Source organism: Pseudorhodoferax aquiterrae (assembly GCF_014652235.1).
In the GTDB taxonomy this organism is placed as follows: domain Bacteria; phylum Pseudomonadota; class Gammaproteobacteria; order Burkholderiales; family Burkholderiaceae_C; genus Pseudorhodoferax; species Pseudorhodoferax aquiterrae.
Map to the genome: position 1 here is coordinate 81,990 of NZ_BMYK01000006.1, position 19,785 is coordinate 101,774.

14 protein-coding genes are annotated in these 19,785 nt (G+C 70.4%); 6 read left to right on the forward strand and 8 right to left on the reverse strand.

Annotated features, from left to right (window positions below):
* Nucleotides 1–57: 57 nt before the first annotated feature.
* The 8 genes from IE209_RS12235 to IE209_RS12270 form a co-directional block, all read right to left on the reverse strand.
* Nucleotides 58–777 (reverse strand): GntR family transcriptional regulator, encoded by a 720-nt coding sequence (locus tag IE209_RS12235; protein ID WP_189687235.1) that lies wholly within the window; start codon nt 775–777, stop codon nt 58–60.
* Nucleotides 749–1,579: an ABC transporter ATP-binding protein gene (locus IE209_RS12240; RefSeq protein WP_189687236.1), complete on the reverse strand. Its 831-nt coding sequence runs from the start codon at nt 1,577–1,579 to the stop codon at nt 749–751. Before IE209_RS12240 ends, IE209_RS12235 begins: the two co-directional genes overlap by 29 nt.
* The gene (locus IE209_RS12245; RefSeq protein ID WP_189687237.1) at nt 1,579–2,337 is read right to left on the reverse strand and encodes an ABC transporter permease; all 759 of its coding nucleotides are present in this window, start codon (nt 2,335–2,337) and stop codon (nt 1,579–1,581) included. Before IE209_RS12245 ends, IE209_RS12240 begins: the two co-directional genes overlap by 1 nt.
* Nucleotides 2,334–3,011, reverse strand: a complete 678-nt coding sequence (locus IE209_RS12250) for an isochorismatase family protein (protein WP_189687238.1) — start codon at nt 3,009–3,011, stop codon at nt 2,334–2,336. The genes IE209_RS12245 and IE209_RS12250 overlap by 4 nt, the downstream gene beginning before the upstream one ends.
* Complete coding sequence (locus IE209_RS12255; protein WP_189687239.1) at nt 3,011–4,090, reverse strand: ABC transporter substrate-binding protein; 1,080 nt, start codon at nt 4,088–4,090, stop codon at nt 3,011–3,013. Before IE209_RS12255 ends, IE209_RS12250 begins: the two co-directional genes overlap by 1 nt.
* A gap of 170 nt (nt 4,091–4,260) precedes the next feature.
* A complete protein-coding gene (locus IE209_RS12260; protein WP_189687240.1) occupies nt 4,261–4,959 on the reverse strand; it encodes a phosphoribosyltransferase in 699 nt (232 codons plus the stop codon).
* 58 nt (nt 4,960–5,017) lie between these two features.
* Nucleotides 5,018–5,884, reverse strand: coding sequence for an alpha/beta hydrolase (locus IE209_RS12265; RefSeq protein WP_189687241.1), 867 nt, complete (start codon nt 5,882–5,884; stop codon nt 5,018–5,020).
* Between the two features lie 10 nt (nt 5,885–5,894).
* Nucleotides 5,895–6,944, reverse strand: a complete 1,050-nt coding sequence (locus tag IE209_RS12270) for a homocysteine S-methyltransferase family protein (RefSeq protein WP_189687242.1) — start codon at nt 6,942–6,944, stop codon at nt 5,895–5,897.
* Nucleotides 6,945–7,273: 329 nt separating this feature from the next.
* Here IE209_RS12270 and IE209_RS12275 point away from each other — a divergent pair, with 329 nt between their 5' ends.
* Genes IE209_RS12275 through recD form a run of 6 tightly spaced genes read left to right on the forward strand, consistent with a single transcriptional unit; the run spans nt 7,274 to nt 19,783 of the window.
* Complete coding sequence (locus tag IE209_RS12275) at nt 7,274–7,783, forward strand: hypothetical protein (RefSeq protein WP_189687243.1); 510 nt, start codon at nt 7,274–7,276, stop codon at nt 7,781–7,783.
* Nucleotides 7,783–9,123, forward strand: a complete 1,341-nt coding sequence (locus IE209_RS12280) for a ParA family protein (RefSeq protein ID WP_189687244.1) — start codon at nt 7,783–7,785, stop codon at nt 9,121–9,123. The genes IE209_RS12275 and IE209_RS12280 overlap by 1 nt, the downstream gene beginning before the upstream one ends.
* A complete protein-coding gene (locus tag IE209_RS12285; protein WP_189687245.1) occupies nt 9,120–10,568 on the forward strand; it encodes a hypothetical protein in 1,449 nt (482 codons plus the stop codon). Before IE209_RS12280 ends, IE209_RS12285 begins: the two co-directional genes overlap by 4 nt.
* The gene (gene recC, locus IE209_RS12290) at nt 10,565–14,083 is read left to right on the forward strand and encodes an exodeoxyribonuclease V subunit gamma (protein ID WP_229882822.1); all 3,519 of its coding nucleotides are present in this window, start codon (nt 10,565–10,567) and stop codon (nt 14,081–14,083) included. The genes IE209_RS12285 and recC overlap by 4 nt, the downstream gene beginning before the upstream one ends.
* A complete protein-coding gene (gene recB, locus IE209_RS12295) occupies nt 14,080–17,757 on the forward strand; it encodes an exodeoxyribonuclease V subunit beta (RefSeq protein ID WP_189687246.1) in 3,678 nt (1,225 codons plus the stop codon). The genes recC and recB overlap by 4 nt, the downstream gene beginning before the upstream one ends.
* A complete protein-coding gene (gene recD, locus IE209_RS12300) occupies nt 17,744–19,783 on the forward strand; it encodes an exodeoxyribonuclease V subunit alpha (protein WP_189687247.1) in 2,040 nt (679 codons plus the stop codon). The genes recB and recD overlap by 14 nt, the downstream gene beginning before the upstream one ends.
* Nucleotides 19,784–19,785 lie beyond the last annotated feature (2 nt).

Below are 19,785 nucleotides of genomic sequence, written 5' to 3' on the forward strand. Positions count from 1 at the left end.
TTCGGAAGACGGTGCCGCTGAATGCAAGAGTGATGCCGGCCGTTCTGGCGGGGTGGCTCAGCCCAGGCCCTGCTGCGCCACCAGCTCCAGCACGATCTTGCGCACGCCCTTCACATGCCCGGCCACGGCGCGCGCCGCCGCCTCCGCGTCGCCCGCGCGGCAGGCCGCCAGGACCACGCGGTGGTCCTCGTTGGAGCTGCGGTTGAAGCCGGCCAGCGAGAGCTGCATGAAGGACATGCGCTGGATGTGCCCCTGCAGCATGGCCAGGATCTGCTTGGACAGCGGGCGCTGCGCCGGGCCGTAGAGCAGGTCGTGGAAGCGCACGTTGAGTTCGCTGAACGCCCATGCGGTGCCAGCCTTGTCCATGGCGCGCACCAGGCGCTCGGCCTCGTCCAGCTCGGCACGCGTGAGCAGCGGCGCAGCCGTGCGCATGAGGCTGGGCTCGACCAGCAGACGCAGCTCGAAGGCGTCCTTGAGCTGGTCCAGCGTGGGCGCCTGCACCAGGGCGCCGCGGTTCAGCGGCAGCTCGACGAAGCCCTGGGCCTGCAGCGTGCGCAGGGCTTCGCGCAGCGGGATCTTGCTGACCTGGAATTCGGCCGCGAGTTCGTCCTGGCGCAGCGCCTGGCCGGGATGGAAGATGCCGCGCACGATGGCCTGGTGCAGCACGGCGACGATGTCGTCGGTGGAAAAGCGCCCGCCCAGCGCCGCACGCTGCGCGGCCACCAGACGCTGCAGCGGCGTGGGCGCTTCAGGCGGTGCGGTGCGCGTGCCCGGCATGGATGGTCTCGCGCACGAAGCTGCAGATGCTGTTGAACACCGGGTCCTCCTGCATCTCGGGCCGGCGTGGCCGCGCGAAGGGCACGCGGATGTCTGCCACGATGCGCGAGGGCCGCGCGTTCATGACCAGCACGCGGTCGGACAGGTAGACCGCCTCGCGGATGCTGTGCGTGATGAACACGGCCGTCTTGTGCACCTGGTCCCACAGCTGGGCCAGCAGGAGGTTCATGTCGTCGCGCGTGATGGCGTCCAGCGCGGAGAAGGGCTCGTCCATCATCAAGAGGCGCGGGTCGTGGATGAGGCCGCGGCAGATCGCCACGCGCTGGCGCATGCCGCCCGAAAGTTCGGCAGGACGCTTGTCGCGGAAGTCCCACAGGCCCGTGGCCCGCAGCAGCCGCTCGGCCTCGGCCCGGTAGTCGGCCACCACGCGCTTCTGCGTGCGGATCGGAAACAGCACGTTGTCGAGCACGCTCTTCCACGGCAGCAGCGTGGCGTCCTGGAACACGTAGCCGAAGTCGCGGCGCGGCGCCGTGACGGGCGCGCCGCCGACCAGGATGCGGCCCGCGCTCGGGTTCTCCAGCCCGCCGACCATGGACATCAGCGTGCTCTTGCCGCAGCCGCTGGGGCCGACCAGGCTCAGGAAGTCGCCCTCGGCCACGTCGAAGTCGGCATGCTGCACGGCCTGGACGGCGCCGTTGCGCGTGGCGTAGGTCTTGTGGACGCCCTGCACGGACACGTAGGCGCCGCTGCGGTCCGCCGGGGTGACGAGCGGCTGCAGCCAGGAAGGGGTGACGGAAGACATCAGGCGCCGAACTTCTTTTGCATCCAGCGCTCCAGCCCCGCGACGAGGCCGTAGAACGCCAGCCCGAACACGCACAACACGAGGATGGCCGCGAGGATCAGCGCCGTGTCGGCCTGGGCCGACGCGAACAGCACGAGGTAGCCCAGGCCGGCCTGCGAGGTGATGAACTCGCCCACGATCACGCCGATGATGGCGAAGGTGGTGGCGATCTTCATGCCGCTGAACACGTAGGGCAGCGCGTGCGGCAGCCGGACCGACGTGAACACCTGCCAGGGCGTGGCCGTCAGCGCGCGGCACAGGCGCAGCAGCGACTTGTCCACATGGTCCAGGCCCGCCAGCGTGGCGATCACGACCGGGAAGAAGCTGATGAAGACCGAGAAGGTCAGCCGCGAAGAGAAGCCGATGCCCAGCCAGACGATGAACAGCGGCGCCAGCGCGATCTTGGGGATGAGCTGGAACAGCACGACGTTGGGGTAGAGCATGTCGCGCATCAGGGCCGAGGTCGAGAGCAGCGCGGCCAGCGCCACGCCCAGCACCGAGGCGATGGCGAAACCCGCCACGCTTTCCCACACCGTGGGCCAGGCGTGCTGCAGGAGCAGCGGGAAGGTCTCGCCCAGGCGCAGCGCGATCGCGCTGGGCGCGGGTAGCAGCACCTCGCGGATGCCGAAGCCGCGCACCACGCCCTCCCACAGCGCCAGCGTGGCCAGCGCGAACAGCAGCGGCAGCACGATGCGCCGCGGTGCCAGTCCGTCGTTCACGCGGGCAGCCTTTCAAAGCAGGCCACCGCGTCCTCCGTGGACAGGGTCCAGCCGAAGAACTTCTCGATGTTGAACACGCTGGCCTCGAACACGGCGGGGCTGCCTGCCTGCAAGGTGGCATCGGCCACCATCACGGCGAAGAACTCGCGGTGGAAGGCGTCGCGCACGGCGGTCTCCACGCAGACATTGGTGTTGACGCCCACGAACACCAGCGTGGTGATGCCGTGGGCGCGCAGCATCATTTCCAGGTGGGTGCCGGCGAAGGCGCTGTAGCGCGGCTTGTCGACGATGGGCTCGCCCGGCAACGGCTGCATGGGTTCGACGAAGGCATGGTCCCAGCTGCCACGGATCAGCAGCTGCGCGCCCGGATGCGCGCGCATGTACTTGAGCGGGTTGGACTTGTGCCACATCGGCGAGCTGGCCGGGCCGGCCTCGGCCAGGCCCTCGGTCCAGCCGTTGCGCACGTGCACGACCAGGAGGCCGGCCGCGCGCGCGGCGGCCAGCACGCGCGCGGCGCGCGCGACCACGGGCGGGCTGCCCGTGATGTCGAAGCCCGCCAGATCCAGATAGCCGCCCGGCGAGAGGTAGCCGTTCTGCATGTCGATGGCGACCAGGGCGGTCTTGCCGCGCTCGGCCACCAGCGGTTCGGGCCGCGTGGGCAGCGTGAAGGGCATCAGGCCAGGCCCAGCATCTTGTTGTAGGGGGCCACGTTCTTGCGGATCTGGTCCCACTCGGCCGCGCTGAGCTTGATCCTGCCGACGAAGCGGTTGGTGGCCAGGTCTTCGGGCACCAGCGGCTTGGCGTCGGCCGTCAGCGCGCCGGCACGCGCGGCCAGCGAGATCATGCTGGCCAGCGTGGGGATGCTGCTCCAGCCCATGCCATGTTCGACGGCCTCGGGCGCGACCATGGTGGCCTGGGCCAGGCCCTGCGCGATCCGGGCGTTCTCCTTGCCGCCCTTGGCCAGGGCGATCTCGGGCTGGGCCTTGTAGAGCATCTCCAGCGATTCCTCCGGCTTCTTGAGTGTGTAGACGACCGACTCCAGGATGCCGTCGACCATGGCCTGGCACAGGCCAGGGTCGGCCTCGATGGTCTCGCGCCGGGCGATGACCTGGGCCGCGTAGAGCTGCACGCCCGCCGTGGCCCAGGGGATGAAGCGCGTCTTCACGCCCAGCGAGTCCAGCACCGGGATGCTGGACGAGCCGATGGCCGTGATGGCGTCGACCTGCTTGTCCATCAGCGCGCGCTCGATCAGGCGTGCGTCCAGCTGCTGGCGCGTGACCTTGGACAGGTCGATGCCGGTCTTGGCCGCGTAGGCCGTCCAGTACGGCGACTCGGCCGAGGTCGTGACCGTGCCCACGCGCTTGCCCTCGAAGTCCTTGGGCGCGCGGATGGGCGAATCGGCCAGCACCAGGTTGCCCATGAGCGCGTCGTAGCCCACGGTGGCCAGGGCCTGCAGCGGCAGGCCGCGCGCCATGTTGACGAGCGTGCCGCCGAAGAACACCACGCCCAGATCGAACTGCTTGTTGGCCACGGCCTGCGCCGCAGCAACCGAGCCGTTGCCGCGCGAGACCGTGAGGTCGATGCCGCGCTTCTTGAAGTAGCCCAGTTCCTTGCCGACCATGGGCCAGTAGTTGGAGCCGTTCACGACCCAGGGCAGCGTGATGGCGATGGCGCGCGTCTGCGCGAACACCGGCGCGGCCACGGCGCCGCAGGCGGCGGCACCCGCAGCCTGCAGCAGGCGGCGGCGCGACATGGAACGGAAAGGAATCGACGAAGAGGGCATGGCGGCTCCGGGGGACGGGGATGGCGGCCGCAGTGCACCGACCCGGGGCGGGCCATGCACCAAAACGTATACGATTTGCGATACGTTGCGGGCGATGTCCTGAAACGCAAGTTGCGTACCAAACGCCCTACCCCCGGCCTTCACGCCCGCCGGATCCAGCCCTCTGGCACCGCCTGCAGCAGCGGGCTGTCGAACACGCCGAAGACCCGGGCCGCCCTCTGCGGCCCCAGCACCTCGGCCCAGCGCCGGCCCTGGCACATGGCCACGCCCACGCCCAGCACGGTGGCGCCCACCGCCTCCAGCAGGTTCCAAGGCGCGGCGATGGTGCTGCCGCTGCTGACCGCATCGTCCACCAGCACCACGCGCTTGCCGCGCACCAGCGGCAGCAGGTTGGGATCGAGGTAGACGCGCTTGCCGGCCGTGGGCGTGGTGATGGACTGCACCGCGCCCGAGAGCGCCTCGTCGTACCAGAACTTGCGCGAGTAGCCCAGCGGCACCATGCGCGACAGGCCGAGCCGGCGCGCCACGATGGGCGCGAAGGACAGGCCCAGGGTGGGCACGCCCACCACCACCTCGGGCTGCAGCGGGGCGAGCCGCTCGGCCAGCAGTTCGCCGAGCGCGTCGATGACGTCGAGCGCGGCCTGGTTGCAGATCAGCGAGGCCACGGCGTGGTCCGGCTGGCCCGCCATCTGGCGGATCGGGAGCACGAGCACACGGCCGTCCGGCAGGCGCGCCGGGTAACCGTATTGCCAGGGCCCGTCGGCCGGGCCGGCCGCGGTGGCAGGCAGGATCTGCTGCCAGTAGCCGGTGGTCGGCTCGGTGAAATGGGGGGTGGTCATGCGTGGGCGGGTCAACAAGGGCGCGGCTGGGTCTAGCAGGCCGCGTGCCCGCCCTGCTCTACCCGCCGACGAAGCCGCGCAGCGCGCGGCACAGCGCGCTGTCGGTCTGCTCCAGCGGCACCATGGCCTCGAAGTGGTCGGCACCGGGCAGCGCCAGCAGTTCGCTGCGGTTGCCGGCCTGCTGCCAGGCCGCGTGCAGGCCCTGGGACTGCTGCGCGAAGGCGGCCTGTTCCACGTCGCCCCAGGCCAGCAGCAGCGGCGTGGCGCAGGGCCGCACATGCTGCACGGGCGAGTTGCGGCGCACGCTGCCCTCATCCAGCTGGATCAGCGGCTGCAGGTAGCTGTAGCGCAGCGGCGCGATGTCGTACAGGCCCGAGAGCAGCACGGCACCCGCGAAGGGGTCCTCGGGCAGGCCGTAGTCGGTACGCCAGGGCGTGGTCAAGAGCATGGCGCCCAGGTGGCCACCGGCCGAGCTTCCGCCGATGACGATGCGGCCCGGGTCGCCGTTGAACTCGGCGATGTGGCGCACGGTCCACGCGGCGGCCGCACGCACCTGGCGCACCAGCTCGTCCAGCGTGACCGTGGGGCACAGCGCGTAGTCGATCACCACCGTGGTGAAGCCCATGGCCTGCGGGCCCAGGGCCACGCAGTGGAAATCACGCGCCGCACGCGCGCGCCAGTAGCCACCGTGGACGAAGAAGAACACGGGCGCGCCGGGCTGCGCGGCCGGGAAGATGTCCAGCGTCTCGGCCAGCGTGGGGCCGTAGGGCACGCCGAGCCGGTGCGGCAGCAGGCGCCGGGCCTCTTCGCTGCGCTCGGCGAAATGGCGGTTCGACGCCGCGGCATCGTGGGCCCGGCGGAACGGGTCGTAGGCCTCGTCGATCTCCGGCTGGCCGGCGAAGCCGTGGGGGAACGCGAAGGCCATGGCGGCGCGTTCAGGCCGCGGCGGCGTAGAACGCCGCACGCCGCTGCACCGCGCGCGTGGCCACCGGCGCCACGGCCTGGCCGATGGCCGCGATGTGCTCGGGCGTGGTGCCGCAGCAGCCGCCCACGATGTTGACCAGACCCTCGGCCGCGAACTCGTGCAGCAGCTTGGAGGTGTCGGCCGGCGTCTCGTCGAAGCCGGTGTCGCTCATTGGGTTGGGCAGGCCGGCGTTGGGGTAGCAGCTGATGAAGGTGTCGGGCGCGACGCGGTTCAGTTCCTGGATGTAGGGCCGCATCAGCGCGGCGCCCAGCGCGCAGTTCAGGCCTATGGCCAGCGGCTGGGCATGGCGCACGCTGTGCCAGAAGGCCGTGACGGTCTGGCCCGACAGGATGCGGCCGGATGCATCGGTCACGGTGCCGCTGATCAGGATGGGCAGGCGCTGGCCGCTGGCCTCGAAGTACTCGTCCACGGCGAACAGCGCGGCCTTGGCGTTGAGCGTGTCGAAGATGGTCTCCACAAGGATCACGTCGGCCCCGCCCTCGACCAGGGCTTCGGTCTGCTCGTAATAGGCCTGGCGCAGCGTCTCGAAGTCGACGTTGCGCGCGCCGGGGTCGTTCACGTCGGGGCTGATGCTGGCGGTCTTGGGCGTGGGCCCCAGCGCGCCGGCCACGAAGCGGGGCTTGTCGGGCGTGCTGAACTTGTCGCAGGCCGCGCGGGCCAGCTTGGCGCTTTCCAAGTTCATCTCGCGCGCCAGGTGGGCCATCTCGTAGTCCTCCTGCGCCACCGTGGTGGCGCCGAAGGTGTTGGTCTCGATCAGGTCGGCACCGGCCGCGAGGTAGCGCTCGTGGATGTCGGTGATCACATCGGGTCGGGTCAGCGAGAGCAGCTCGTTGTTGCCCTTGACATCCTTGTGGAAGTCCTTGAAGCGTTCGCCGCGGTACTGCGCTTCGGTCAGCTTGAAGCGCTGGATCATGGTGCCCATCGCGCCGTCGAGGATGGCGATGCGTTCGGCCAGGATGGCCGGCAGTTGCTGGGCGCGGGTGTAGGCGAGATGGGACATAGGGGGAGATTTTAGAAAGGCCGCCAACCCACAAGACACGGCACCTGATGCCAGCAAGAAGTAGCCAGGGCAGGAAAGAGCGGACTTGCACATTTCGGCTGTCTGTGTCGTACGGAATAATCCAATGTTTTTGCGTCTCTCCTTGTGATCGAAGCCCACATTCCGCGGCCGCCTTGCCACATGAACAGGCCGCATTGCAGGGAAGCGGGCCAGGATCTGTTGGCCCACCTTGGCGACACGGCTCCCGTGACGCGCAGGGACCAGGTCAAGGACTTTTCAAAAACCGCCTTCTGGCCCCTGCGCGGCGACCCGGAGGAGGAACTGCAGGGATGGACGCCAGTGACGGTGGGCGCGAGCGCCGGAAGGAACAAAGCATGAGTGCAGTGGGAGCGGCTTCGGTCAGCTACTTCGAGTCGGCGCGTCGGCACTTCACGGATGCAGGCACCTTGCTGAGCAGCAGCAGGCTGGCAAACGCGGGGCAGCTCTTCGGCATTGCAGCCGAATGCGGCATCAAGGCCATCCTGGTCGCCAGCAAGGTACCCGTCGATCATGAAGGCTCCATCGGCCGGATGCAGGGCCAGAAAGGCAAAGGTTTCAAAGCTCATTGGCCGCAGTTGGGCCAGACGCTGATCGACCTTGCCGGAGCGATTCCCGACAGCCGAACAGCGACAACCTATCTGTCAACACTGTCTAACCTAGCGCACTTTTCAGATTGGCTGATCGACCACCGATACTGGCGCGATGCGGCTTTACCACTGACCTCAGTCGCGCACTGGCAGGTGGCTGCGGCCGAGGTGATGGCGGCATTGGACCAGGCTAAGGAAGATGGGATCCTGTGATGGCGACGATTCGATTTCATGACGCATTGCGCCAGGCCGCCCAAGCCTTGGCGCATCTGGAACTTCCGGCCGAACCGCCTGTGCGTGTGGTACGCGACCTGTACGGCCGTTTGCGCTTTGCGGTGGACAGCGCCCAGGCCGACTACCCGGTGCAAGCGCGGGAACAATTGCAAAAGGCCCAAGCCGCTCTGGGGCCTTATGCCACCAGCGACGAACTGTTGTTTCGCGAAAGCTTCTCCTATCCGGACAAGTTTTTCTACCAACAGAACTGGCTGCAAACCATAGTGCCCATGGGGAGCAATGAGGACGGCGAACCTCTGCCCGCAACGGAAGTTTTGTTGCTAGATCGAACGGTGACGGGCCACGATTGGCTGCAACCAGCGCAGACCAATGGCAGGCATGCGCATCGCGTCGTGTTCTTCGGTCTCAAAGGGGGCGTGGGTAGATCCACCGCGCTGTGCATGGTGGCGTGGGGCTTGGCCCGCCAAGGCAAGCGAGTCTTGCTAGTGGATTTCGATCTTGAATCGCCAGGACTGTCGGGGTTGATCTTGCCGACTGAGCGAGTTGCCGAGTACGGCGTGATGGACTGGTTGGTGGAAGACGCAGTCGGTCAGGGAGACACCGTCCTGCAGGGCATGGTGTCCGCAAGCCCCTTGGGCGAGACCACGCAAGGCGCCGTGCGCGTAGCTGCCGCGATGGGATCGCAGGAGAGCGACTACCTCGCCAAGCTGGCACGTGCCTATGCTGATGTGCCGTCGGCGCATGGACCACAACGCCTCGGCGAACGGCTGCGAAGGATGGTAGAGGCATTGGAAGTTCGCGAGCAGCCCGACGTGGTACTGATTGATAGCCGCGCGGGCCTGCACGACCTAGCGGCAGCCGCCATCACGGGCCTCGCAGACACGACCCTGCTGTTCGCTACGGACAGTGCGCAGACGTGGCAGGGCTATCGGCAACTTTTCGGTCATTGGCAGAAGCGGCTCAAAGTGGTGCGCAAGGTGCGGGAGAGTCTGGCCATCGTGCGAGCACTGACGCCCAAGAGTGACCGTGAAGGAGGCGTGAAGCGCTTCCAACGCAAAGCGTATGAACTGTTCGCCGAGACGCTGTACGACGCGATTCCCATAGGCGTCGTGGAGTCGGAGGCCGACTACTTTCACCCGATCGAAACGGACGAAGCTGCCCCACACTTCCCCATTCTGGTTGACTGGGACGAGCGCTTTCAGGAGTTCGATCCTGGTTTGCGACCCGAACATGGCGGCGCAAGCGAAGCGCAAGTGGATGCAACCTTTGGGGCGCTGATTGAGTGGGTGTCCAAGCGCATCCAGGGAGATGACGCATGACGACAGCCGTGCAGGCGATCCGCAGTGGGATCAGGCAAGCTGCAGCTGTCTTGGCGCAGGATCAAGCCACATCCAGCAGACCCGAAGCTTTCACCTACGTCCCCCCGACGCATGCCAGAGCGTTGGATCTAGACGCGACGTTGATCGAGGGAATCCGGGGCGCAGGTAAGTCGTTTTGGTTCTCGCTGCTGGCGTCCCCAAAACATCTTTCGTTTGTACGGGCCAGCTTTCCGGAGGCTCGGCTGCCGCAAAGCGTGCAGGTGGCGCAAGGATTTGGCATGGGCTTGTCAATCGCGCAAGCGCCGGACGCGGACACCTTAGCCGCCCTGATGGACAACAACTTTCGCGAAAGATCCATCTGGCGCGCGGTGATCGCGCATCACGCTCAAGTGGACGGCCCTTTTGCAAAGTTGAAGGAGTGGACGGCTCGGGTGCACTGGGTGCAGCAGAACCCAGAAGCATTTGCTCGTGGGCTGGAAGCAGCTGATCAACGGTTGGGCGCGAAGGGTGAAACGCTTCTAGTACTGTTCGATGCTCTGGACCGCATGGCAGATGACTGGCAGCACATTAACAAGCTGGCCAAAGGTTTGTTACAGGAGGCGCTGAACATGCGCTCTATGCGTTCGATCCGCTGCAAGGTCTTTGTCCGCCCCGATTTGCTGCAAGACCCCGCCGTAACGAGTTTTGCGGACTATTCCAAATTACTAGCAACCAAAGCGTCTCTCGTTTGGCACCGGGCAGATCTCTATGCACTGCTGTACCAGTGTCTTGGCAATGCACCGGTAAGTCGCAAGCATTTCGCAGCGTGGGCAGAGCGCGGAAAGTCGACTGCCGCAGCAGGTGACTGGGCGGTTCCGTCTAACCTTCGCAAGGATGAAGACCGTCAGGAAGCGTTGTTTGAAAGGATTGCTGGCAAAGCTATGGGCAGTAGCGTGAAGCGCGGCAAACCTTACACCTGGCTCGTCAATCATCTGCAGGATGGTCTCAACCAAGTCAGCCCACGCAGTTTTCTGGCCGCGTTGGGTAAGGCGGCGTCCGAAACCGAGGAGGACTACGCGCTTCCGCTGGACTATCGAGGTATTCAACGCGGCGTGCAGGAGGCCTCACAGATTCGCGTGCAAGAAATCACCGAGGACTACCCATGGGTGGGGCGAGTCATGGAACCACTGCGCGGCAACCTGACAGTCCCTTGCACTGCTGCTGAAATTGAAAAGCTTTGGAAAGCGAATCAAACGTTGGACCAGCTAGAAGCCCTCCTCAAGAGGGGGAAAGCAGCGGTGAACCTTCCTCCGCAGAATCTAGAACAAGGCCCTTCCGGCATCTTGTTGGATCTTGAAGCCCTCGGAATGGTGCAGCGCATGGAGGGAAAACGTGTCCAAATGCCGGATGTGTTCCGTGTTGCGTTCGGCTTTGGGCGACGCGGAGGCGTCACGCCTTTGAAGTGACGCCTCTCCTCCAACCCGGCCTCATGGTCCTGCACGGCAACCGGCCGGAGGACCTGCGCCAGCTGCTCGTGGCCTGGCTGCGCCGCCATCCGCTGGCGCCGCTGGAGAACGAGGTCGTGCTGGTGCAGAGCAACGGCATCGCGCAGTGGCTCAAGCTCGCGCTGGCGGCCGACGCGGACGACCCCGGGGGCGGCGGCCTGGGCATCACGGCCGCCACGCAACTGCAGCTGCCCGCGCAGTTCCTGTGGCGCGCCTACCGCGCCGTGCTGGGCCCGGGCACTGTGCCCGAGCGCTCGCCGCTGGACGAGGCACCACTGACCTGGCGCCTGATGCGCCTGCTGCCCGGGCTGCTGGACCAGGACGATTTTGCGCCGCTCGCCCGCTTCCTGGCCGACGACGCCGACCTGCGCAAGCGCCACCAGCTGGCCCAGCGCCTGGCCGACCTGTTCGACCAGTACCAGGTCTACCGCGCCGACTGGCTGGCCGACTGGGCCGATGGTCGCGACGTGGTGCGCAATTTGCGCCGCGGCGAACACGCCCTGCCCGCCGACCAGCGCTGGCAGGCCCTGCTCTGGCGCGCGCTGGTCGCCGACGCGGGCGCCGCCGGCCAAGCCGGCAGCCGCGCCGGCGTGCACCAGCGCTTCATCGCGGCTCTCGAAGGACACAGCGGCCCGGCCGGCCTGCCGCGCCGCGTGGTGGTGTTCGGCATCTCCACCCTGCCCGCGCAGACGCTGCAGGCCCTGGCCGCGATCGCGGGCGTGGCCCAGGTCATGCTGTTCGTGCACAACCCCTGCCGCCACCACTGGACCGACATCGTGGCCGACCAGGACCTGCTGCGCGGCCCCTACCGGCGCCAGGCCCGGCGCGCCGGCATGCCGGCCCAGCTCGACGAGGCCGCGCTGCACCAGCATGCCCACCCGCTGCTGGCGGCCTGGGGCAAGCAGGGGCGCGACTACCTGCACCTGATCGACAGCTTCGACCAGCCGGACCAGTACCGCGCCGCCTGGAGCGGCATCGGCAGCGGCCGCATCGACCTGTTCAGCGAGGACGCCGCCCCCGCCGGCCTGCTGCAGCAGCTGCAGGACGACATCCTGGACCTGCGCCCGCTGGCCGAAACGCGCGCGCGCTGGCCCGCGGTCGATGTGGCGCAGGACCGCTCGCTGCGCTTTCACAGCACGCACTCGGCCCAGCGTGAGGTGGAGGTGCTGCACGACCAGCTGCTGGCCCGCTTCGACGCCGACCCCACGCTGCAGCCGCGCGACGTGATCGTGATGCTGCCCGACGTGGATGCGTACGCGCCGCACATCGAGGCCGTCTTCGGCCGGCTGCCGCGCAGCGACGCCCGCCACATTCCCTACACCGTGGCCGACCAGGGCCGGCGCGGCCAGGAGCCGCTGCTGGTGGCGCTGGAACTGCTGCTGCAGCTGCCCGACAGCCGCTTTACCGCCAGCGACGTGCTGGATCTGCTGGAGGTCGGCGCATTGCGCGTGCGTTTCGGCCTCGATGACGAAGCCCTGCCCCAGCTCAAGCGCTGGATCGAAGGCGCGGGCGTGCGCTGGGGGCTGGACGCCGCCCAGCGCGCGCAGCAATCGCTGGGCGCGGCCGGCGAGGTCAACAGCTGGCGCTTCGGGTTGCAGCGCATGCTGCTGGGCTTCGCGGTCGGCGAGGGGGAGGCCTTCGAAGGCATCGCGCCCTTCGACGAGATCGGCGGGCTCGACGCCGCCGCGCTGGGCCCGCTGGCCGCGCTGCTGCGCGCGCTCGGCGAGACGCTGGCCACCCTGACGCAGCCGGCGCCGCCGCTGCAATGGGCCGAACGCCTGCGCGCGCTGCTGCAGGGCTTCTTCGCGCCCGTGGACACACGCGAGCAGCTGCGCGTGCAGCAGCTGCTGCAGGGGCTGGACCAGTGGCTGGACGAGTGCGCGGACGCCGGCTTTGCCGATCCGCTGCCGCTGGCCGTGGTGCGCGAGCGCTGGCTGGCCGTGCTCGAGCAGCAGGGGCTGCAGCAGCGCTTCATGACGGGCGGCGTGAGCTTTTGCACGCTGATGCCCATGCGCGCCATCCCGTTCCGCGTGGTCTGCCTGCTGGGCATGAACGACGGCGACTTCCCGCGTCCCATGGTGCGCGCCGACTTCGACCTCATGCAGAGCGACTGGCGCCCCGGCGACCGCTCGCGCCGCGACGACGACCGCTACCTGCTGCTCGAAGCCCTGCTGTCGGCGCGCGAGCAGCTCTACATCAGCTGGGTGGGCCGCAACGTGCGCGACCACAGCGCGCGCGCGCCCAGCGTGCTGGTCGGCCAGCTGCGCGACCACCTCGCGGCCGGCTGGCAGGCCGCAGGCGGCGCCGACCTGCTCCAGGCCCTGACCACCGAGCACCCGCTGCAGCCCTTCAGTCCGCGCTACTTCGCGCCCGGTGCGCCGGCTGCGCCGGCCATCGACGGGCTCTACAGCTACGGCCGCGAATGGCAGGCCGCCCATGCCGAGACCCCCGCCGCCAGCGGCCCCGGCACGCCGCTGCCGCCCTGGCAGCCCGAGAACGCCCAGCCGCTGCGCCCGCTGGCCGACTTCCTGGCCCAGCCCGTGGAGGCCTTCTTCCGCCAGCGCCTGCAGACCGGCCTGGCGCTGCACGCCGAGGACACGCAGGACGACGAGGCCTTCGGCCTGGACAGCCTACAGCAATGGACGCTGGAGCGCGACCTGCGCGCCGCGCTGCAGCCCTGGTGCGACGCCCAGCCCAGCCCCGCCGCCGCACGCGCGGGACTGGCCGAGGCGCTGGCCGAGCAGACCACCGCGCTCGCGCGCGCCGGCCAGCTGCCGCTGCAGGCCTTCGGACCCATCGCCGCAAGCGCGCTGGCCCAGCCGCTGCTGCGCACGCTGGGCCACTACCTGGACGCGCTCGAAGGCTGGCCAGCGCTGGAAGACCAGCGCCACGCGCTGCGCTGGGCCGATCCGGCCACGGCCATCGCCTTCGACGACCCGCTGCCGCAGCGCCGCCTGCCTGCCGATGCCGAGCAGTTGCCGGCCTGCCTGGTGCTGGCCAACGGCCGGCTGCACAAGGGCCCCACGCTGGCCTGGCACCACATCGTGCGGCACTGGCCCCAGCACCTGGCGCTGCAGATCGCGGCCGGCCCCACGCTCACGCTGCTGGCCAGCGAGTCGGGCCTGCTGCGCCTGCCCGCACTCGATGCCGAGGCCGCCACGGCCACGCTGTCCGCGCTCGTGCAGGCCTGGGCCGCCGGCCTGGCCGAGCCGCTGCCGGTGGCCTGCAAGACCGCGTTCGCGGTGCTGGCCGGCGAACTGCGCGCCGCGCAGGCGCTTTACGAGGGCGGCCAGCATGCCAGCGGAGAAGGCCAGCGCCCGGCGCTCGCACGCGTGTTCGCCGATTTCGACGCGCTGCAGGCCGCGCGAACGGCCGATGGCCGTGGCCTGCGCGACTGGAGCGAGGCCTTGTACGGGCCACTGTGGCGCGCGCTGGGCGGGGCACACCGCGGGCAGCCGGCAGAGGACGCGGCATGAGCGCCGTTCAAGCCCTCGACCCCCTGCACTTCCCGCTGCACGGCCAGCGCCTGATCGAGGCCAGCGCCGGCACCGGCAAGACCTGGACCATCGCGCTGCTGTACCTGCGCTTGGTGCTGGGCCATGGCGCGGATGGCACAGCCTTCGCGCGCGCGCTGACGCCGCCCGAGATCCTGGTCGTGACCTTCACCGAGGCCGCCACGCAGGAACTGCGCGAGCGCATCCGCGCGCGGCTGGACGAGGCCGCGCGCGTGTTCGCGGGCGAGGCCGAGGCCCCGCCCGGCGATGTGCTGGACGCGTTGCGTGCCGACTACCCGCCCGCGCAATGGCCGGCCTGCGCGCACCGCCTGCGCGTGGCTGCGCAGTGGATGGACGAAGCCGCCGTGGCCACCATCCACGGCTGGGCCTGGCGCATGCTGCGCGAGCACGCCTTCGACAGCGGCAGCCTGTTCCGCCAGACCCTGCAGACCGACCTGGCCGCGCTGCAGCAGCGCGTGCTGCAGGACCATTGGCGTCGGCACTACTACCCGCTCGCGGCGCCGGCCGCGCAGATGCTGCTGCAGTGCTTCGCCCACCCCGAGGCGCTGTGGAAAGCGGTCGAGCCCCTGCTGCGCCGCGAGGATGCGCTGCTGCAACTGCAAGGCAGCGCGCTGCCCGCGTCCGACGATGCCCTGGCCGCCCTGCACGCCGCAGGCGCCACGCGCCAGCGCGCCGATGCGCTGGAACAAACGGCGCGCGCCGCCTGGGCCGCCGCGCGCGAAGACCTCGAACGCCTGTGGCATGCCGCCCGCCCCCACCTGAGCGGCACCAGCTACCGCAACAAGGACGACGAGGCCGTCTTCGCCGGCTGGCTGCAGGCCCTGGTCGACTGGAGCCAGGGCGCGCCCGCGCCGAAGAACATCGCCCTGTTCGGTCTGGCCGGTGCCAGGCTCAAGAAGAACCAGCAGCTGCCCGAGCACCCCGCGCTGCACGCCATCGACGCATGGCTGCATGCCAGCGAGGGCATTGACATCGACGAACTGCGCGCCCGCCTGGCCGCGCAGGCCGCCCATGCGCTGCGCGCGGCCCTGGCCGCCGAGAAGCAGCGCCGGGCCGAACTCGGCTTCGACGACCTGCTGCAGCAGCTGGACCGCGCGCTGCAGGGCGAAGGCGGCGCGGCGCTGGCCGCGCGCATCCGCGCGCAGTTCCCGCTCGCGCTGATCGACGAGTTCCAGGACACGGACCCGGTGCAGTACCGCATCTTCCGCCGCATCTACGCCGTGGAGGGCTGCGGCCTGGTCATGATCGGCGACCCCAAGCAGGCCATCTACGGCTTTCGCGGCGCCGACATCCGCACCTACCTGCGCGCGAGCCGCGACACCGGCGATGCCCTCTACGCGCTGGACACCAACCACCGTTCCACCGAAGCCGTGGTGCGCGCCGTCAACCACCTGTTCCTGCACGCCGAGCAGCAGCCGCGCGCGGCCTTCCGCTTCGCGCAGGACGCAGGCAACCCGGTGCCCTTCGTGCCCGTGCACGCCCGCGGCCGGCCCGAATGGCTGCAGATCGACGGCGCGCCGGCCAAGGCGCTCACGCTGTGGTCGCTGGAGCCGCCGGCGGACGCCGACAAGCCGCGCGTGGGCAGCGCCGAATACCGCCAGCGCATGGCCGAGACCAGCGCGAGCGCCGTCGTGCACTGGCTGCGCGGCGCGGATGCGGGCCACACCGGCTTCGTGCGCGGCGACCAACTGCAGCCGCTGCGCCCGGCCGACATCGCCGTGCTCGTGCGCAGCGGCAGCGAGGCCGATGCCGTGCGTGCCGCGCTCGCGGCGCGCGGGCTGCGCAGCGTCTACCTGTCCGACCGCGCCTCGGTGTTCGCCACGCCCGAGGCGCAGGACCTGCTGCACTGGCTGCGCGCCTGCGCCGCCCCGGCCGACGAGGCCCTGCTGCGCAGCGCCCTGGCCACCCGCACCATCGACATGCCGCTGGCCGAGCTGGCCCGCCTGCGCGAGGACGAGCTGGCCTGGGAAGCCCTGGCGCTGCGCTTTCGCGCGCTGCGCGAGCTGTGGCAGCGCCACGGCGTGCTGCCCATGCTGCACCAGCTGCTGCACGACTTCGGCCTGCCCGCGCGCTGGCTCGCCGAGCCCGGTGGCGAGCGCCGGCTGACCAATGTGCTGCACCTGGCGGAATGGCTGCAGCGCCGCGCCGTGGAACTCGACGGCGAACACGCGCTGCTGCGTGCGCTGGCCGAGCGCCTGGCCCATCCCGAGGGCGAGGAGGACATCCTGCGCCTGGAGAGCGATGCCGCGCTGATCAAGGTCGTCACCATCCACAAGTCCAAGGGCCTGGAGTACCCGCTGGTGCTGCTGCCCTTCATCAGCGCCTGGCGCGAGACGAAGAGCGGCAAGCAGGAGACGCTGGGCTTCCACGACACCACGGCCGATGCGCGTGTGCTCGAGCTGGACGGCCAGTACACCCAGGCCCGGGCCCTCGCGGAGGAAGAGCGGCTGGCCGAGGACCTGCGCCTGTTGTACGTGGCGCTCACGCGCGCGCGCCACGGCCTGTGGCTGGGCGTGGCGCCGCTGGCCCCGGGCAACGCCGGCAAGCCGCAATTGCACCGCAGCGCGCTGGGCCATGTGCTGTCGGGCGGCGCGCCCATCGACGACCTGGCCAGCTACCGCGCCCAGCTGCAGTCCCTGGCCGCAGGCTGCGACGACATCGCGCTGGAACCCGCACCCCCACCCGACGACGCCACCTGGCAGGCCGCCGCACCACCGCCCGTGGGCCCGGCACGCCTGCCACAGCGCCAGGGCCATGCGCCCTGGTGGATCGCGAGCTATTCGGCGCTGGTGCAGCAGCTCGGTGCGGCAGCCGCCGAACCGGAGGACGCGCGCCAGGACCAGGCCATGGAGGAGGCCGAGCCCGGCGAGGACGCCGAGAGCCCGCGGCCACCTGCCGCCGGCAGCTGGCACGCCTTCCCGCGCGGCGCCGAGCCCGGCAGCTTCCTGCACGGCCTGCTGGAATGGTGCGCGCAGCAAGGCTTCGCCCGGGTCGTGGCGCAGCCGCAGGCGCTGCGCGACCTTGTCGCACGCCGCTGCGCCGTGCGCGGCTGGGAGGCCTGGATCGACCCGCTGTGCGACTGGGTGCCGCGCTGGCTGCAGCTGCCGCTCGCCCTGCCCGGCCACGCCACCCCCGTGGCGCTGGACGGCCTGGCCCAGTACCAGACCGAGCTGGAGTTCTGGTTCCCCATCCACCGCGCCGACACGCGCGCCATCGACGCGCTGGTCACGGCCCACACCTTCGACGCCGCGCCGCGCCCGGCCCTGGCCGGCACGCGGCTGGCCGGCATGCTCAAGGGCTTCATGGACCTGGTGTTCGAGCACGAGGGCCGCTACTGGGTGGCCGACTACAAGTCCAACTGGCTCGGCCCCGACGCGCGCGCCTACGACGCCGCCGCCATGCAGCAGGCGCTGCTCACGCACCGCTACGACGTACAGGTGCTGCTCTACGTGTTCGCGCTGCACCGGCTGCTCGGCGCGCGGCTGCCCGACTACGACTACGACCGCCATGTGGGCGGCGCGCTGTACCTGTTCCTGCGCGGCGCCGAAGCCGACACGCAGGGCGTGTTCGCGACGAAGCCGCCGCGGGCGCTGATCGAAGCGCTCGACACCCTGTTCCGCCATGACCCAGCCTGACCTGTTCGACGCCCCCGCCCCGCCGCTGGACGACTGCGCCACGCTGCTGGCCGACCTCGGCGAATGGGTGGAGCATGGCTGGCTGCGCGAGCTGGACCGCAGCTTCGCGCTGTTCCTGCTGGAGCTCGACCCCGGTGCCGGCGCCCCGCTGCTGCTGGCCGCCGCGCTGGCCAGCCACCAGCTGGGCCGCGGCCATGTCTGCCTGGACCTGCAGGCCGCACTGGCCGACAGCAGCACCAGCCTCTCGCTGCCGCCCGCCCACGCACCCGACGCGCCGCTGCAGCGCACGCCCAGCCAGTGGCTGCAGGCGCTGCGGCTGGACGCCTGGTGCGCCGCGCTGCGCGCCAGCCGGCTCTGCGAGGCCGGCCCCGGCAACGCGCCGCTGGTGTTGCAGGGTCCGCGCCTGTACCTGCGCCGTTACTGGCAGCACGAGCGCGAGGTGCGTGCCCTGGTCGGCGCGCGGCTGGCGCCCGAGCCGGTGGCCCCGGCCGCGCAGATCCGGCCCGTGCTCGACGCGCTGTTCACGGCACCGGCCCCGGACTGGCAGAAGCTGGCCTGCGCGCTGGCCCTGCGCCAGCGCTTCGCCATCGTCACGGGCGGCCCCGGCACCGGCAAGACCACCACCGTCGTGCGCCTGCTCGCGCTGCTGCAGTCCATGGCGCTGCAGGGCGGCGGCGAGCCGCTGCGCATCCGCCTGGCCGCGCCCACCGGCAAGGCCGCGGCGCGGCTGGCCGAATCCATCCGCGGCGCGCTGGACCGTCTGCCCTGGGACGCGCTGCCGCATGGCGAGGCGTTGCGCCCCCACGTGCCCAGCGCCGCCACCACGCTGCACCGGCTGCTGGGCCCCCAGCCCGAGAGCCGGCATTTCCGCCACCACGCGGGCAACCCGCTCGCGCTGGACGTGCTGGTCGTCGACGAAGCCTCCATGGTCGACCTCGAAATGATGGCCCGACTGCTGCAGGCGCTGCCGCCCAGCGCGCGCCTGGTGTTGCTGGGCGACAAGGACCAGCTGGCCTCGGTGGAGGCCGGCGCCGTGCTCGGTGAGCTGTGCAGCCGCGCGCAGGAAGGCCACTACGACGCCGCCACCGCGCAATGGCTGCAGGAGGCCGCCGGCCAACAGCCGCCGCCAGCGCTGCAGGACGCCGCCGGCCAGCCGCTGGACCAGGCGATCGCCATGCTGCGCGTGAGCCACCGCTTCACGGCCGACAGCGGCATCGGCCAGCTGGCCCAGGCCGTCAACGCGGGCGACGGCCGCACCGCCCAGGCCCTGTGGCGCGCCGGGCTGGACGACCTGCGCAGCTGCAGACTGAGCCAGCCACCCGCGCTGCTCGCGCAAGATGCGAAGCTGCGCGCGCTGGTGCTGGCCGAGCGCGCCGCGCCCTACGGCCACGCGCATTACCTGCGCCGCATGCACGCCACGCGCCCGGCCGACGATGCCGCGCCCGCGGCCTGGGATGCCTGGGCGGGAGATTTGCTGCAGGCGCTGGGGCGCTTCCAGCTGCTCTGCGCGCTGCGCGAAGGTCCCTGGGGTGTCACGGGGCTCAACGCCACCGTGGCCGAACTGCTGCGTGAGGCCGGCCTGCTGCAGGGCACGCAGGGCTGGTTCGCGGGCCGGCCCGTGCTCGTCACGCGCAACGACTACGGCCTGTCGCTCATGAACGGCGACGTGGGCCTCACGCTGGACCTGCCTGCGCCCGAGCCGGGTGCCGCCCCGGTGCGCCGCGTGGCCTTCCCGGCCGGCGACGGCAGCGGCGCCGTGCGCTGGGTGCTGCCGGCCCGGCTGCAGGCGGTGGAGACCGTGTTCGCGATGACGGTGCACAAGTCGCAGGGCTCGGAATTCGAGCACGCCGCGCTCGTGCTGCCCGACCAGGGCAGCCCGGTGCTCACGCGCGAGCTGGTCTACACCGGCATCACGCGGGCCAAGCGCTGGTTCACGCTGGTGGGTTCTGCCCGCGCGCATGGCGCGGTGCTGAACGAGGCCATCGGCCGGCGTGTGCTGCGCGCCAGCGGCCTCATGGCCGGGTGACA

Bases quoted from the DNA above. Each gene is read 5' to 3' on its own strand.
- IE209_RS12275 (WP_189687243.1), top strand. From the start codon at position 7,274: ATGGACGCCAGTGACGGTGGGCGCGAGCGCCGGAAGGAACAAAGCATG.
- recB (WP_189687246.1), top strand. From the start codon at position 14,080: ATGAGCGCCGTTCAAGCCCTCGACCCCCTGCACTTCCCGCTGCACGGC.
- IE209_RS12240 (WP_189687236.1), bottom strand. From the start codon at position 1,579: ATGTCTTCCGTCACCCCTTCCTGGCTGCAGCCGCTCGTCACCCCGGCG.
- IE209_RS12255 (WP_189687239.1), bottom strand. From the start codon at position 4,090: ATGTCGCGCCGCCGCCTGCTGCAGGCTGCGGGTGCCGCCGCCTGCGGC.
- recD (WP_189687247.1), top strand. From the start codon at position 17,744: ATGACCCAGCCTGACCTGTTCGACGCCCCCGCCCCGCCGCTGGACGAC.
- IE209_RS12260 (WP_189687240.1), bottom strand. From the start codon at position 4,959: ATGACCACCCCCCATTTCACCGAGCCGACCACCGGCTACTGGCAGCAG.
- IE209_RS12250 (WP_189687238.1), bottom strand. From the start codon at position 3,011: ATGCCCTTCACGCTGCCCACGCGGCCCGAACCGCTGGTGGCCGAGCGC.
- IE209_RS12235 (WP_189687235.1), bottom strand. From the start codon at position 777: ATGCCGGGCACGCGCACCGCACCGCCTGAAGCGCCCACGCCGCTGCAG.
- IE209_RS12285 (WP_189687245.1), top strand. From the start codon at position 9,120: ATGACGACAGCCGTGCAGGCGATCCGCAGTGGGATCAGGCAAGCTGCA.
- IE209_RS12265 (WP_189687241.1), bottom strand. From the start codon at position 5,884: ATGGCCTTCGCGTTCCCCCACGGCTTCGCCGGCCAGCCGGAGATCGAC.
- IE209_RS12280 (WP_189687244.1), top strand. From the start codon at position 7,783: ATGGCGACGATTCGATTTCATGACGCATTGCGCCAGGCCGCCCAAGCC.
- IE209_RS12270 (WP_189687242.1), bottom strand. From the start codon at position 6,944: ATGTCCCATCTCGCCTACACCCGCGCCCAGCAACTGCCGGCCATCCTG.